Here is a 14,028-nt window from a genome sequence, read left to right on the forward strand (position 1 = left end):
AACAAATTTCAATCCACAACGGTCAACACGCCCTAATGTATTTTATTTGTGTAAATAAGGCTCCCCATGCGACAAAAAGTATCTTTTAAAAGCGGCGATTTAGAACTTGCCGGCCAACTCGAACGCCCCGCCGGCGATATAAAGTTTTATGCGCTATTTGCACACTGCTTCACCTGCGGAAAAGACATAGCAGCAGCCACACGTATAAGCCGTGCACTTACGCAACAAGGCATAGCCGTACTGCGTTTTGATTTTACGGGTTTAGGTAATAGCGATGGCGACTTTGCTAACAGTAACTTTTCATCAAACATTCAAGACTTAGTTTCAGCGGCTGATCATCTGCGCGAGCATTTTGCAGCGCCGCAATTACTTATTGGCCACAGTTTAGGCGGCGCTGCGGTACTTGCTGCTGCTGAGCACATTCCTGAAGTATCGGCTATTACTACCATTGGTGCACCGTCAGATGCGCAGCACGTAGCGCATAACTTTGAAGCACACCTTGATGAAATTAACGCAGCCGGTGAAGCGAAGGTAAGCCTAGCTGGCCGCGAATTTACCATTAAAAAACAGTTTATAGACGATATAGCCAAGTACGATAAAAGCCACATTAGTAAACTTAAGCGCGCATTGTTAGTAATGCACTCCCCTATTGATGCGACGGTAAATATTAGTGAAGCCGAAAAAATTTACGCATCAGCTAAGCATCCTAAAAGTTTTATTAGCCTAGATAACGCCGATCACTTACTTACTAATAAAAACGATGCCGACTACGCTGCAGAAATTATTGCAACGTGGGCTAATCGCTACGTCAAGTATGACAAAACAAAATACGCAGCAAGCCTAACAGGTGGCAATGTACTTGTTGAAGAAAAAGACCATGTATTTACTCAGCACGTGAGCACTAAAGATCATACTTGGCTTGCAGATGAGCCAATAAAGGTAGGCGGTAAAAACTTAGGCCCCGATCCGTATCATCACTTATTAGCGGGGCTTGGTGCTTGTACAGCAATGACACTACGTATGTACGCTACACGTAAAAATTTAGCGCTAGAGCATGTTAAAGTAGAGCTTGATCACACTCGCGATTACAACAAAGATTGCGACGATTGTGAGCAAACCGGTAACCTTGAAGCCATTACCCGTAAAATCACTTTAATCGGTGATTTAACACAAGAGCAGCGCCAGCGTTTACTCGAAATAGCCGACAAATGCCCTGTGCATAAAACACTACATAACAATCCAGTTATTGTAAGTGAACTGGTAAAGTAACTACCATAAAGCAATATAGCGCAGGTAACACTGCGCTATGCTTAAACAAAGCTAATTATTCGTTATCTAAAAATTCCCCTACCTCTTTACTCATTCTATCCACCAGCCATTTTGGCCCGCCATCGTACATATCGTTATGGCGAGATTTTTCTATTAGTGTTTGTGTAACAGGAAACTTATCCAGCTCCTCAGCCGTTAATAATACATTCGCATCAGCTGGGTAATCACTACCGCGTAATGTAAGTACGCGAATGTTTTTATTACGAGGGATCAACATACGGCGATGATCGAGCGTAATAATAGTGCTAACTTCATTAGGATAAATAGAGCCGTATAACGCTGAAATATCACCGCCGTTTGAGTGCCCAAATAAGGCGAGTTTTGTAAAGTCGTACCCTGGGTATTTACTCGCTAGCTCATTAACTAAAAACTTAAGCGTTACCACACCACGATGCCAGTTTTCTATACGAGTGGTTAAGTAAGGCTGCTCACGGTTTAGGTAAGGGTCGGTTTTTAGTTCGTGCGCAACGGCTACTGTTAAGTATCCGCGTTGATTAAACGCATCACTGGCAAACGTATACTTGTTATGACTAATACCGTAGCCCGCATTAATAAACGCCACGAGGCACTTTGCTTGCTCTGAACACTTAGTATTGTTACTTGGTAATGTAATATTGATAGGAATAGTGCGATTGCGGCTATCATCGGTTATAACATCGTCGTTTGCATAGCTTGTAGTACTTATTATTGATGTAGTTAAGGTGAGTGCGCTTAACATAAAAAGCTTTTTAAGTGCTTTTTGCATATTTAAACTTATATAAATTATTGTTTTTAATTAAAAATAACTTTTACTTTATAGGTTTGCATTCTCTATTGTCAAACTATGCGATAATAGTCGCCATTGTTTTAATATATTTAGTAAAAGATCCAATAAATGAAATCATACAATAGCATTCAAGAACGTATAGAAATCCTAGAAGACAAACTAACTGCAATACATGACGAAATCGAAACACTAAAAGCACCTGCTAAAAATAACAATGAACGTATTATTTTTAAGTTTATTGAAACAGGCAGCACTGGTAAAACGAAGGATTTTGTACGTGAGTTAGGTATTAAATCACCACGTGACGGTTTGTTTTCATCAGGTGACGTTACAAAACTAATTAAAGATGGCGCTGAAGATATTTCACCTGCGTTATTAGAAATCGCAAGACAGCTTGCCAGTGCACGTAATAAAAATGGCCCAAGCCGTTAATTACCCAGTCACGCAGTATCTAGAAGCCCAGCCAAGCTGTCGCTTCTAGATATGTAATTATATTAAACTAAATTAATCACATAGTTCTATATTAAGGCTGGTAAGCAAATTAAGTGCTTCGAAGCGATCAAACTTAGCATTCGCTAAGATATTATTATTCAAATCTATATTAAACGCTGTAGCACCTACAAAATCACATTTTGTTAAGTTAGTTTGAAAAAACTCACTATCGCGAAAATCTGTTCCTGTAAATTCACTACTGCTTAAATCAGCGTGTCTAAAATCAACATTTTTGGCAAAGCAGTGTGTTAGTTTGAGGGCTTTGAGGGTTAATTCAAAAAAAGAGCTATTACTGAGCTCACAATAATTAAAACTCACCGGTGCGTTAATACTAAGCGCTGGCCAATCTACATCAGCCCATTGCAAACTATTTAATTTACAGTGGCTAAAACTTACATTTTCAAGCGAACTGTAGTTCCATTTAAGTGACGATAAATTACAGTTTTTAAAACTACATTCTATAAATCGGCAATTTTTAAACTGCCCCCCTGAAAAGTCGCAATCGATAAATATACATTCTTCAAACTCAGAGTTTTCAGTTAGCTGCTCTGCGTACTGCAAAGCATTAAATTGCTCATCAAAATACTGTTTATTGTTACTTAACAACACAATTTACCTATTAGATTTAACCTGCGTAGCCATTATTTTTAGGTAAATCTTTTTTAAGCGCAAGCACTGCAATAAAAATTAAACCAAACAATGGAAATAGCGCAAAACAGCCACCCACAAACGCTAAAACACCTGGCATAGTACTTTTACGCTTACCTATTTTGTAGCTAATTACAGCAAAAATAGGGATGCATAATATAATAAAAAAAGCTAAAAACTCACCAAATAAGGTTAGATGAAACGACATAAGAACTCCTTTTCAATATGGATAATAGCAATCGGCACAAACCTTTAAACTGCTTTAAATTTAACCACAAAAAAACCCTTAAGCATATAACTTAAGGGTTTTTAAATTTAGCTTAAAAGCTAAGCAAAAATTACTCTTCGCTTGATACTTCTTTTTCTACAACACTAATTGCAAGCTCAGCTAACGAATCGAGGTTAGGTTTACTTGGCGCGTTAGTTAATAAACACGATGCTTGTGTTGTTTTAGGGAAAGCAATAACGTCACGAATGTTATCGGTACCACATAAAAGCATTGCTAAACGGTCAAGACCAAATGCTAAACCTGCATGTGGTGGTGTGCCGTATTTAAGTGCATCAAGTAAAAAGCCAAACTTGTCTTGTTGCTCTTGCTCGTTAATACCTAAAATTCTAAATGCGGTTTCTTGCATATCTGCATTATGAATACGCACCGAACCGCCACCCACTTCGTAGCCGTTTAATACCATGTCGTAGGCATCTGAAATTGCTGCTGCTGGGTTTGCTTCAAGCTCACTTGCAGTAATATCTTTTGGTGCAGTGAATGGATGATGTACAGCATGTAATGTGCCTTCGTCATCTTCTTCAAACATTGGGAAATCTACAACCCAAAGTGGTGCCCAGCTATTAAGGTTAGTGATTTCTAAATCAACACCAATCTTAACGCGCAGGGCGCCCATAGCTTCATTTACTGTGTTGCGCTTATCGGCACCGAATAAAATAATATCGCCCGACTGTGCATTAGTACGCTCAAGCAATTTAGTAATTACGTCTTCGTTTAAAAACTTAGCCACTGGTGATTGAACGCCTTCAGCGCCTGCAGTGTGGTCGTTTACTTTCATCCACGCCATGCCTTTAGCGCCGTAAATACCAATAAACTTAGTGTAATCGTCAAGCTGTTTACGAGAAAGCTTAGCGCCACCCGGTACTGTTAATACAGCAACACGGCCTTTTTCGTCGTTAGCCGGACCTGAAAAAACATTAAACTCTACGTCTTTCACTAAATCAGCAATATCAACTAATTTCATTGGGTTACGTAAATCAGGCTTATCAGAACCGTAAAGGCTCATTGCCTCGCTGTAAGGCATGATTGGGAAATCGCCTAAATCAACGTTTAACAATGTTTGCCACATCTCACGGATCATTTTTTCAGTCATACCACGTACTTGATCAGAGCTCATGAACGAGGTTTCTATATCTATTTGGGTAAATTCTGGTTGGCGATCCGCACGTAAATCTTCATCACGGAAACATTTAACAATTTGGTAGTAACGGTCAAAACCAGACATCATCAACAATTGCTTAAACAACTGCGGCGACTGCGGTAATGCGTAAAAGCTACCTTTATGAACACGGCTCGGTACTAAGTAATCGCGCGCGCCTTCTGGCGTTGCTTTAGTAAGTACTGGCGTTTCGATGTCTAAAAAGCCGTTTTCATCTAAAAAGCGACGAACAAAGCTGCTTGCTTTAGCGCGTAATTTAATACGGTCACTCATTTCTAGACGACGTAAATCTAAGTAACGGTACTTTAAACGACGCTCTTCTGAGTTTACTTGGTTAAAATCAAGTGGTAATGGCTCAGAGCGGTTAATAATATTAAGCTCTTTACCTAAAATTTCGATCTCTCCAGTTGCCATGTCTTTATTTACTTGGCTGTCTGGGCGTGCGCGAACAACACCTTTTAACTGAACACAAAATTCTTGGCGAAGTGTGTTAGCCGAACTCATTAACTCTTCAATGTCAGAGTCGAATACAACTTGTACTAAACCTTCTCTATCGCGTAAATCGACAAAGATAAGTCCACCAAGGTCACGTCGTTTGTTGATCCAGCCACATAGTTCTACTTCTTGATCTACGTGAGTTTTATTTAGCTGTCCGCAATATATAGAGCGCATAGTTTTCCTGTCAGATAAAAGGCTTAAACGGTTAAAGTTATTTGTTTTAAGGCGTGTGATTTAAAAAACAGGTCACCACAATACAAATAAAGCCGCTAGCAATCTAAAAATAATCAAATTAAGCCCTGCATTATACTCAACTAACATTAAGATGCTAGGGCGTGTACGGCTTTTACCCCTGAATTTACAGCAGCTCGTTTTGTTATTTGCTACACTATCGCCACTTTATAATAAGGCGCTAGTTTGTATGTTATATATTGGATGCCCGCAGTGGTCGAGTAATGCATGGAAAGGCAATTTATTTTCAAGCCAATGTAAAAACGCCGATATGCTTAGCCAATACGCCCAACATTTTAATTCTGTTGAAGGCAACACCAGCTTTTACGCCGATCCATCGCCAAGCACCGTATTGCGCTGGGGAAATAGCGTACCCGACGATTTTAAATTTACTTTTAAGTTTAATCGTCGCTTTAGCCATGAACTACACCTTACTAATATACAAACCGAGCTTACTGATTGGCTTAACTTGTTCTCCCCTATTTTAGAAAAAACGGGGCAAATCATGCTGCAATTGCCAAAAGCCTTTGGCCCAAACGATTTACCCAAACTCGCACAGTTTATTAGCCTGTTACCAAAAGAGATTAATTACGGTGTAGAGGTACGTCATACTGCATTTTTCAAAAAAGGTGAAGCCGAAATAGCGCTTAATCAGCTATTAATGGCGAACAATATAAATCGCATATCAATGGATACACGCGCTCTATTTGCCGTAAAACCAACAACCGAAGCGCTAATAGATGCACAGCAAAAAAAACCTCATTTACCAGTGCACGCTATTGCTACAGGCTCGCAGCCTATGGCACGCTTTGTAATAGCCAATTTGCAAAACGACTATAAACCCTTTTATAAGCCGTGGCTGAGCAAAGTAAAACAATGGCTTGATGAAGGTAAAACACCGTATGTGTTTTTTCATACCGCCGATAACCGAGAAGCGCCGTTATTAGCTCGCCAGTTTTGCCAGGACCTAGGTTATAATCACAAAGCATTAAACCCCTTTACTGGCGAAAAAGAAGCCCACCAGCCGGCACTTTTTTAAACAATAAAATTAGAGAATATAAATGAGTGAATACGCACGTTACTTTACCGGCTACCCTGCAAACATTGTTGAGCAGGTATTAAGCCTAATCAACAACAAAAAGGTAAGTAACTACTTACTTAAAAAATACCCGCAAGCGCATACCATAACCAGCGATAAGCTACTTTATAGCTACGCCACCGAACTTAAAAAACAATATTTAAAAAACGCCCCGCCGTTTGGTCGCGCTGCATTTAAAAAACAAGGCGACATGGTCACCAATGCATTAGGTACGCACACTTACCGTATGCAAGGTAAAACCCGTAAGCACGATTTAGCGATTAACAGCGACTTGCTGCGCGCCCCCGAGCTACTACTGAAAGCATTAGTAGTTCACGAGCTCGCCCATTTTAAAGAGAAAGACCATAACAAAGGCTTTTACCAACTTTGCTGCCACATGGAACCGAGTTACCACCAATTGGAATTAGATTTAAGGATATTTTGTGTGGTAGTGGCGATGGGAGAGAATCCGTATGGCTTGTAATCTCAGATCAGTTTCCATTGTTACTTCTCTCTTCCCAGATTGAAATGTATTTATCCTTCAAAATTTGTAGAGAATCTTCAAATCTTCGGTGTGTTTCTTGCGATTCACTTAACATCCTAGCTAATTCTTCAGCACTATTGTTCAAGCAAGCTCGATATATTTCGATATTCTCTTTAAAGTTATTTATCTGTCCTGAGCATTTAGTTGCGTATATATGAATAAATTCTGCACTTTCACTATCAAATTTATCAAGGTATCTCTTTAAAACTAGCGACGTAGAGTGTGCTTTCCAAGCGTAAGAAGTGGTTCTATATGATAAGGTAGCTAGCCCAACTTCATTTTTTTCTGTTAAATCCTGAACAGCTTCGCAACCTAGTGATTCAAGTTCATCAAAAGTATTAATGAAAAATGATAGCAACTGTTGCTGTTTTTCATGCTTTATGCGCTTTTGGAATGCATCACGTTGGTCTTTTTGAGACTCAATAGCTAACTTTTCAGAAGCAAGCCTATCCTCTGCTGCCTGTTTATTTGCTAGAGCTTGAACTTTATTACTATCCGATTGAAGATAAACGGTATATATAATCGCAGTAAAAGATAAAAAAGAAAGTATCGGACCGAGCACTCCACCAAAAAAACTACCAAAGTGTGACCAAGTCTCTGAAGTCCCTCCGTACCCTACACCTAAACCTTTGAACCAAAGTGTAAATATGCCAACCATTGAAGCTATTGCTAATACAATTAGGGAAATCAAAACCCCCTTAAAAATTTTATTATTTTTCTTATCGATAACTGCCATGTAATCGCCCTTTCCCTTAAATTTTAATTTTTATGAATAAAAAAACGCGATATCAAATCGCGTTTTTATGCAGTCGTATCAACCTACTGAAGGCTGATAACTGAAAATTGATAGCTGAGCAAACGTTGGGTTTCGTTTCACTCAAACCAACCTACGTAATAAACTTAAAGTCCTAAGCCTGCCATAAAGTCGTCATCTGCATCATCTTGCACAACGTCTTTAGCCTTTGCGCTTTCTTTTTCAGCCTTCTTTTTAGCTTCGTTTTCAATTATGTCGTCTGGGTCTAGTGCTTCTGCAATATCAAAGTCGTGTAATTTAATAAACTCTGTTTTATCCATCGCTAATTCCAAGTAAAATATATTTTGTTTACTTGTGGTGAATGTTACGCGGCGGGCTTGCGGGCGATCCATCGTGGTATCTACCGATATTTGCACTTGCTTGTTTATTGCCATCATTTTTGGCTGATTTTGCGTAATAGAAGTATGTAACTGCTCACGCACTTTAGAAGTAAAGTCGCCAACAATTTGGTTCATCAACTCGCCTAGTACGTTTGATACGTCGTCTGATAAATGGCTATGCGCTATTTCATTCTCAGGCATACCCATATTACGCATGTAATCGCCATAAATTTCCATCGCCGCTTGCGAAGTAAAGTTGGTAATTACAAGGCCGGTAAAACCGCCGTCAAATAAAACAAAGCAGCCAATATCTGGTCGCATACATGTACGCGTTATTTTTTGTACCATAGCAGAGTAGCTAATACCATTACCGCTGGCTGATGTGAGTACGCCTGTCACTGAATGACAAAGGGTTGCTAATATATCGTCTGTGCTGATGACCTTACTTTTGCTCATTTAATCTTCTCTTTTATACTTATTATTCATAATTCTAGTCAAGCTACTGAATTTATCACTGACTATCCAGTATAAAATGTTAAAATAACTCTATTATTTACAAAGAGACTGCCTTCGTGACCATAAAAGACAGTATTTATGCCTCTGAGCAACAAGTAAAAGATTTTAGCTTTGACCAAAATGTAGTCGAAGTTTTTCCAGATATGATTCAGCGCTCGGTACCGGGCTACGCAACGATTGTCAGTACAATGGGTAAGCTTGCGGGTGAGTATGCACAAAGTAACTCAAATCTTTATGATTTAGGCTGTTCACTGGGTGCAGTAACGCTTAGCATGCGACGAAATATTCGCACCGATAACTGCCATATAATAGCGGTAGATAATTCTCAAGCTATGGTTGAGCGTTGTAAGGTACATTTACAAGGTTTTAAATCAGATGTGCCTGTTACTGTTACTTTAGGCGATATTAACGAGCTTGAGATTCAAAACGCCTCAGTAGTAGCAATGAACTTTACGCTGCAGTTTATTCCACACGCACAGCGCCAAGCCGTGCTTGAAAAAATATACGCTAACTTAAAGCCCGGTGGCGTGCTGCTACTTAGCGAAAAAATTAAAGCTGAAAACGAGCAATGCGACAATTTATTGATTGATTTGCACCACGACTTTAAACGACACAATGGTTACTCTGAGCTTGAAATAAGCCAAAAGCGTACCGCCATCGAAAACGTTATGCGCCCAGATACACTAAGCGCTCACTTTACTCGCTTACAAGATATTGGTTTTAGCCAAACTCAAGTGTGGTATCAATGTTTTAATTTTTGCTCAATGGTAGCAATTAAATAAAGAGAGTGACTTATGTCTCAATGGTTTAACCAATTTTACGCATCTATCGCACAAAGCCCTCTTAGCCACTGGCTAGAAACCCTGCCGGCACAATTAAAACACTGGCAAAACGAGGCAAGCCATGGCGATTTACCTAAATGGCAAAAAGTGCTTAAAAATTTGCCTGAAGTAGCAACTACGCATGTAGATGTCTCTACCAAGGTAGAAATAGGCGCGTCAGGGGAGATGAGTGATGGCGAACAAAAACAGGCGATGCATTTATTAAAACGCATGATGCCATGGCGCAAAGGCCCATTTAGTTTGCACGGAATTGAAATAGACACAGAGTGGCGCAGTGATTGGAAGTGGGACCGCCTGCTTCCTCATATTGAGCCATTAAAAGGCCGCACCGTTTTAGATATTGGTTGTGGCTCAGGTTATCATTTATGGCGTATGCGCGGTGAAGGCGCAGAGTTTGTAGTGGGTATTGATCCGTCTGATTTATTTTTATGTCAGTTCCAGGCAATTAAACACTACAACCCAGACGAAAACGTGCATTTACTGCCACTAGGCGTTGAAGCATTACCTGAGCTTAAAGCGTTTGATACGGTTTTTTCGATGGGCGTACTTTATCATCGTCGCTCACCTATCGACTTTTTAGCGCAGTTAAAGGCGCAGCTTCGCCCCGGCGGCGAACTTGTACTTGAAACGCTAGTAATTGAAGGTGATGAAAACACAGTATTAGTCCCTACCGACCGCTACGCTAAAATGCGCAACGTTTGGTTTATTCCAAGTACTGCAGCATTAAAACTCTGGATGGAACGCGTTGGCTTTAAAGATGTACAAATAAAAGATTGCGCTATTACCACGCTTGAAGAGCAACGCAAAACCGACTGGATGGAAAACGAGTCGTTAATAGACTTTTTAGATCCAAACGATACAAGTAAAACAATTGAAGGCTACCCCGCTCCACTTCGAGCCATATTAACCGCAAAAGCATAGCTGTTAATTTAACGTCTTTAATTACTAAAAAAACGCCTGCTGGCGTTTTTTTGTTTATTTAAACAACAGACAGCGGACAAGTGTCCTTGTTAATTATTTCAAAATTACATTTGAGCTAGCCGCGACCTTGCAATTGTTGTAAAATACGCGCGTTTCTAAGCAACCCAAAACAACTATTTTGAGGAAAACCTGTGAGCGAACAAAAACAGTCTCTAAGCTATAAAGACGCGGGCGTAGATATCGACGCTGGTAATGCACTTGTTGAGCGTATTAAAGGCGTAGTTAAAAAAACTCGTCGTCCTGAAGTAATGGGCGGAATTGGTGGTTTTGGCGCACTTTGCGAAATTCCTGAAGGCTACAAGCAACCAGTCTTAGTTGCAGGCACAGATGGCGTTGGTACTAAACTACGTTTAGCAATCGACTTAAAAAAACACGATACGGTTGGTATTGATTTGGTTGCAATGTGTGTAAACGACTTAATTGTTCAAGGTGCTGAACCCCTGTTTTTTCTAGATTACTATGCAACTGGTAAACTAGATGTAGACACAGCAGCTGACGTAGTTACAGGTATTGGCAAAGGTTGTGAAATTTCAGGTTGTGCCCTAATTGGTGGCGAAACAGCTGAAATGCCAGGTATGTATGATGGTGAAGACTACGACATGGCAGGCTTTTGTACAGGCGTTGTAGAAAAATCAAAAATTATTGATGGCACAAAAGTAGCAGCAGGCGATCAGCTTATTGCACTTGCTTCAAGCGGCCCTCATTCAAATGGCTTCTCTTTAATTCGTAAAGTACTTGAAGTGTCAAAAGCTGATACCAGCGCTGACTTTGAAGGTAAAACATTAGGCGAAACCTTACTTGAGCCTACTCGTATTTACGTAAAACCTTTACTTGAGTTATTCAAAAACGTTGACGTACATGCGCTTTCGCATATTACTGGCGGCGGTTTTTGGGAAAACATTCCACGTGTATTACCCGCTTCAGCAAAAGCTGTAGTTAAAGGTGATAGCTGGCAGTGGCCACCTATTTTTAACTGGCTACAAGAAAACGGCAATATTACTACACACGAAATGTACCGTACATTTAACTGTGGTGTAGGTATGGTTTTAGTAGTTCCTGCAGACAAACTTGAGCAAAGCTTAACAATGCTAAAAGACTTGGGCGAAAATGCATGGCACCTTGGTGAAATTCAAGATGCAGCAGCTGGCGAAGAGCAAGTTGAAATTGTAGGTGGTGCTAAGTAATGGCACCGACTCGTCTGGTAGTTTTAATCTCAGGTAGTGGCTCTAATTTACAAGCCATCATAGATGCCTGCGAACGTGGCGAGATAAACGGACATATAGCGGCTGTTATTAGTAACAAAGCAGACGCTTATGGCCTAGAGCGTGCAAAAAAAGCAGGTATTGCTACAAAAGTGCTCAGTCATAAAGATTTTGACTCGCGCGAAGCGTACGATGCGCAATTAATGAACGTTATCGACTCTTTTATGCCAAATCTAGTTGTATTAGCTGGGTTTATGCGTATTCTTACTCCTGGCTTAGTGCAAAAATATGTTGGAAAAATGTTGAACATTCATCCATCTTTGTTGCCTAAGTATCAGGGGCTGAATACCCACCAAAGAGCAATTGATGCAAAAGACGATGTTCATGGCGTAAGTGTTCACTTTGTTACTGAAGAATTAGACGGCGGTCCCGTTATTCTTCAGGCGCAAATACCTGTACTCAAGGATGATACAGCAGAAACATTAGCAAAACGCGTGCATGAGCAAGAGCATATAATTTATCCTTTGGTGGTCAAGTGGTTCAGTGAACACAGACTTACTATGGAAGCAGATTATGCAGTTCTTGACAAAAAACAACTTCCTGCACACGGCGCGCACTACTCACAATAAAAAAATAAGTGCCCTGTTGTTATGTGCGGGCGCTTTACTTCCAACTAGCCTAATTGCAGGCGAATTGACCCAATATCAAGCTAACTACGATATTTTACGCAAAGGTAAAAATCATGGTGAGGCTGTTCGTGAGCTCAAAAAAATGGGCGACGATACTTATGAACTAACATACCACAGCAATATTGAGTGGATGATTTTCTCTGATTCTCGTGAAGAAACATCAAAGTTTACCTTTAAAGATGGCAAGGTCACCCCGCATCATTACAATATGATCCGCACCGGTACAGGCCCTGATAAAGATTATAAAATTGATTTTGATACAACAAACAAAGTAGTGACTAGCAGTGCTAGCGAATACCCTCTTAAATGCGAATGGACTGATGACTTTCAGGATGCTATTTCGTACCAAGTACAAGTACGCGAAGGATTGAAAAAAGGCGAAACGAGCTTTTCATTCCCGCTTATTGATAAAAAAGGTAATCGCCGCGACTACAATTTTGAAGTATCTGGCACCGAGATGATTTCGTTGCCTATCGGTAATGTAGAAGCTATTAAAGTAAAGCGTTTATACGATAACGATAAACGCCAAGCAATTGCATGGTTTGCGCCAGAAATGGATTACATGCTGGTACGTATGTGGAAAGGTGAAAAAGGCATGGAGCAGTTTGAAGTTCAAATGAATTCATTTACTGTTACTGCACCTACAGCTGTTGCGCCTGCTATAGCACAACAACCTCAAGAAGCTAACTAGCTTTAAATAAATCAGTAATAAAATAGGTGGGCTAAATTAGCTCACCCATTTTAAACAATGCAAACTCCCCCGGCTCCATTTTTTGCCAGCGCTCATCATTTGTCAAAGGTCTTGTGGCTATTACTGTTACTACATCGTTTGGTGTGGTCTCTTGTTGAAAATCAACCACCATGTCGGCATCAATCAACGTTGCTTTACCAAATGGCGCACGGCGCGTTATGTAATGTAAGTTATTAGTGCAATACGCTAGAACAAACACCCCGTCGGTCAATAGCATATTAAACACGCCTTTTTCACGCAACGTATGCGAGAGCTTAGCGGCGTATCTAAAAACCGATGCCATATTACTTGGACGTTTTGGGTATTTTTCGCGAATTTTATCGAGTAACCAACAAAAAGCGAGTTCGCTATCGGTGTTCCCCACTGGACGATAGTACTCTGTTTTTAAATCATGATAATTTGATAGTTGCCCGTTGTGTGCATAGGTGAGCTCACGCCCCCACAACTCTCGTGTAAACGGATGGGTGTTTTCCAGACACACTCTACCGCGGTTCCCTTGTCGAATATGGCTAATAACCGATACACTTTTAATTGGGTATGCTTTAACGAGTTTAGCTATTTCAGATTGATAACTCGGCTCAGGATCTTTAAAGGTTCTACAGCCTTTACCTTCGTAAAACGTAATACCCCACCCATCTTTATGTGGGCCGGTATTTCCACCACGCTCTAAAAGGCCTGAAAAACTAAAACAAATATCGGTAGGCACGTTGGCTGACATGCCAAGTAATTCACACATTAATAAAATAACCCTTAAAAACCATACATTAAAAATAAATAGCGTTATATTTTTACATTAGGCGTACACTAATTTACAGCCCACTATGATTACTATACTTACTTAAAAAGTGTCATTTTGCTATTAGATTTATTTATTTTTACGTT

16 protein-coding genes are annotated in these 14,028 nt (G+C 40.1%); 9 read left to right on the plus strand and 7 right to left on the minus strand.

Going from position 1 to position 14,028, the window contains the following annotated elements:
* Positions 1 to 66: 66 nt before the first annotated feature.
* Entirely contained in the window at positions 67 to 1,269 is a 1,203-nt protein-coding gene (locus I6F50_RS16790; RefSeq protein WP_197176768.1) for a bifunctional alpha/beta hydrolase/OsmC family protein, read from the plus strand.
* A 55-nt stretch (positions 1,270 to 1,324) separates the two neighbouring features.
* Here I6F50_RS16790 and I6F50_RS16795 read toward each other — a convergent pair whose 3' ends face one another.
* A complete protein-coding gene (locus I6F50_RS16795) occupies positions 1,325 to 2,074 on the minus strand; it encodes an alpha/beta hydrolase (protein ID WP_197176769.1) in 750 nt (249 codons plus the stop codon).
* Positions 2,075 to 2,203: 129 nt separating this feature from the next.
* On the opposite strand from I6F50_RS16795, the gene I6F50_RS16800 reads away from it, so the two are divergent.
* On the plus strand, positions 2,204 to 2,527 hold the full coding sequence (locus I6F50_RS16800) for a hypothetical protein (protein ID WP_010555318.1): 324 nt from the start codon (positions 2,204 to 2,206) through the stop codon (positions 2,525 to 2,527).
* A gap of 72 nt (positions 2,528 to 2,599) precedes the next feature.
* Here I6F50_RS16800 and I6F50_RS16805 read toward each other — a convergent pair whose 3' ends face one another.
* The 3 genes from I6F50_RS16805 to aspS form a co-directional block, all read right to left on the minus strand.
* Positions 2,600 to 3,196, minus strand: a complete 597-nt coding sequence (locus tag I6F50_RS16805) for a pentapeptide repeat-containing protein (protein ID WP_197120083.1) — start codon at positions 3,194 to 3,196, stop codon at positions 2,600 to 2,602.
* Between the two features lie 16 nt (positions 3,197 to 3,212).
* Entirely contained in the window at positions 3,213 to 3,443 is a 231-nt protein-coding gene (locus tag I6F50_RS16810; RefSeq protein ID WP_165729303.1) for a hypothetical protein, read from the minus strand.
* A gap of 130 nt (positions 3,444 to 3,573) precedes the next feature.
* Positions 3,574 to 5,352 (minus strand): aspartate--tRNA ligase, encoded by a 1,779-nt coding sequence (aspS, locus tag I6F50_RS16815; protein ID WP_197120081.1) that lies wholly within the window; start codon positions 5,350 to 5,352, stop codon positions 3,574 to 3,576.
* Positions 5,353 to 5,599: 247 nt separating this feature from the next.
* Between aspS and I6F50_RS16820 the strand changes: the two genes are divergently transcribed.
* Positions 5,600 to 6,448 (plus strand): DUF72 domain-containing protein, encoded by an 849-nt coding sequence (locus tag I6F50_RS16820; RefSeq protein ID WP_197142574.1) that lies wholly within the window; start codon positions 5,600 to 5,602, stop codon positions 6,446 to 6,448.
* A 22-nt stretch (positions 6,449 to 6,470) separates the two neighbouring features.
* On the plus strand, positions 6,471 to 6,971 hold the full coding sequence (locus I6F50_RS16825; RefSeq protein ID WP_165729300.1) for a M48 family metallopeptidase: 501 nt from the start codon (positions 6,471 to 6,473) through the stop codon (positions 6,969 to 6,971).
* A gap of 7 nt (positions 6,972 to 6,978) precedes the next feature.
* Here the strand turns inward: I6F50_RS16825 and I6F50_RS16830 are convergent, their stop codons facing one another.
* Entirely contained in the window at positions 6,979 to 7,767 is a 789-nt protein-coding gene (locus I6F50_RS16830; RefSeq protein ID WP_197120078.1) for a hypothetical protein, read from the minus strand.
* A 164-nt stretch (positions 7,768 to 7,931) separates the two neighbouring features.
* Positions 7,932 to 8,621, minus strand: a complete 690-nt coding sequence (locus tag I6F50_RS16835; RefSeq protein WP_165729298.1) for a DUF3334 family protein — start codon at positions 8,619 to 8,621, stop codon at positions 7,932 to 7,934.
* Positions 8,622 to 8,737: 116 nt separating this feature from the next.
* On the opposite strand from I6F50_RS16835, the gene cmoA reads away from it, so the two are divergent.
* From cmoA to I6F50_RS16860, 5 genes are all read left to right on the plus strand, one after another.
* A complete protein-coding gene (gene cmoA, locus I6F50_RS16840; protein ID WP_007378000.1) occupies positions 8,738 to 9,463 on the plus strand; it encodes a carboxy-S-adenosyl-L-methionine synthase CmoA in 726 nt (241 codons plus the stop codon).
* A gap of 12 nt (positions 9,464 to 9,475) precedes the next feature.
* A complete protein-coding gene (gene cmoB / locus I6F50_RS16845; RefSeq protein WP_197120077.1) occupies positions 9,476 to 10,444 on the plus strand; it encodes a tRNA 5-methoxyuridine(34)/uridine 5-oxyacetic acid(34) synthase CmoB in 969 nt (322 codons plus the stop codon).
* 191 nt (positions 10,445 to 10,635) lie between these two features.
* Positions 10,636 to 11,688 carry a phosphoribosylformylglycinamidine cyclo-ligase gene (purM, locus tag I6F50_RS16850; RefSeq protein ID WP_002959993.1) on the plus strand — a complete coding sequence of 351 codons (1,053 nt, stop codon included), beginning with the start codon at positions 10,636 to 10,638 and terminating at the stop codon, positions 11,686 to 11,688.
* Positions 11,688 to 12,335, plus strand: coding sequence for a phosphoribosylglycinamide formyltransferase (gene purN, locus I6F50_RS16855; protein WP_007586949.1), 648 nt, complete (start codon positions 11,688 to 11,690; stop codon positions 12,333 to 12,335). Before purM ends, purN begins: the two co-directional genes overlap by 1 nt.
* A gap of 16 nt (positions 12,336 to 12,351) precedes the next feature.
* Positions 12,352 to 13,086 (plus strand): DUF3108 domain-containing protein, encoded by a 735-nt coding sequence (locus tag I6F50_RS16860; RefSeq protein WP_197120087.1) that lies wholly within the window; start codon positions 12,352 to 12,354, stop codon positions 13,084 to 13,086.
* 31 nt (positions 13,087 to 13,117) lie between these two features.
* Here I6F50_RS16860 and I6F50_RS16865 read toward each other — a convergent pair whose 3' ends face one another.
* Positions 13,118 to 13,882 carry a class II glutamine amidotransferase gene (locus tag I6F50_RS16865; protein WP_165740353.1) on the minus strand — a complete coding sequence of 255 codons (765 nt, stop codon included), beginning with the start codon at positions 13,880 to 13,882 and terminating at the stop codon, positions 13,118 to 13,120.
* Between the last annotated feature and the right edge of the window lie 146 nt (positions 13,883 to 14,028).

This window comes from Pseudoalteromonas sp. NZS127_1, from assembly GCF_015864295.1.
Lineage (GTDB): Bacteria > Pseudomonadota > Gammaproteobacteria > Enterobacterales > Alteromonadaceae > Pseudoalteromonas > Pseudoalteromonas arctica.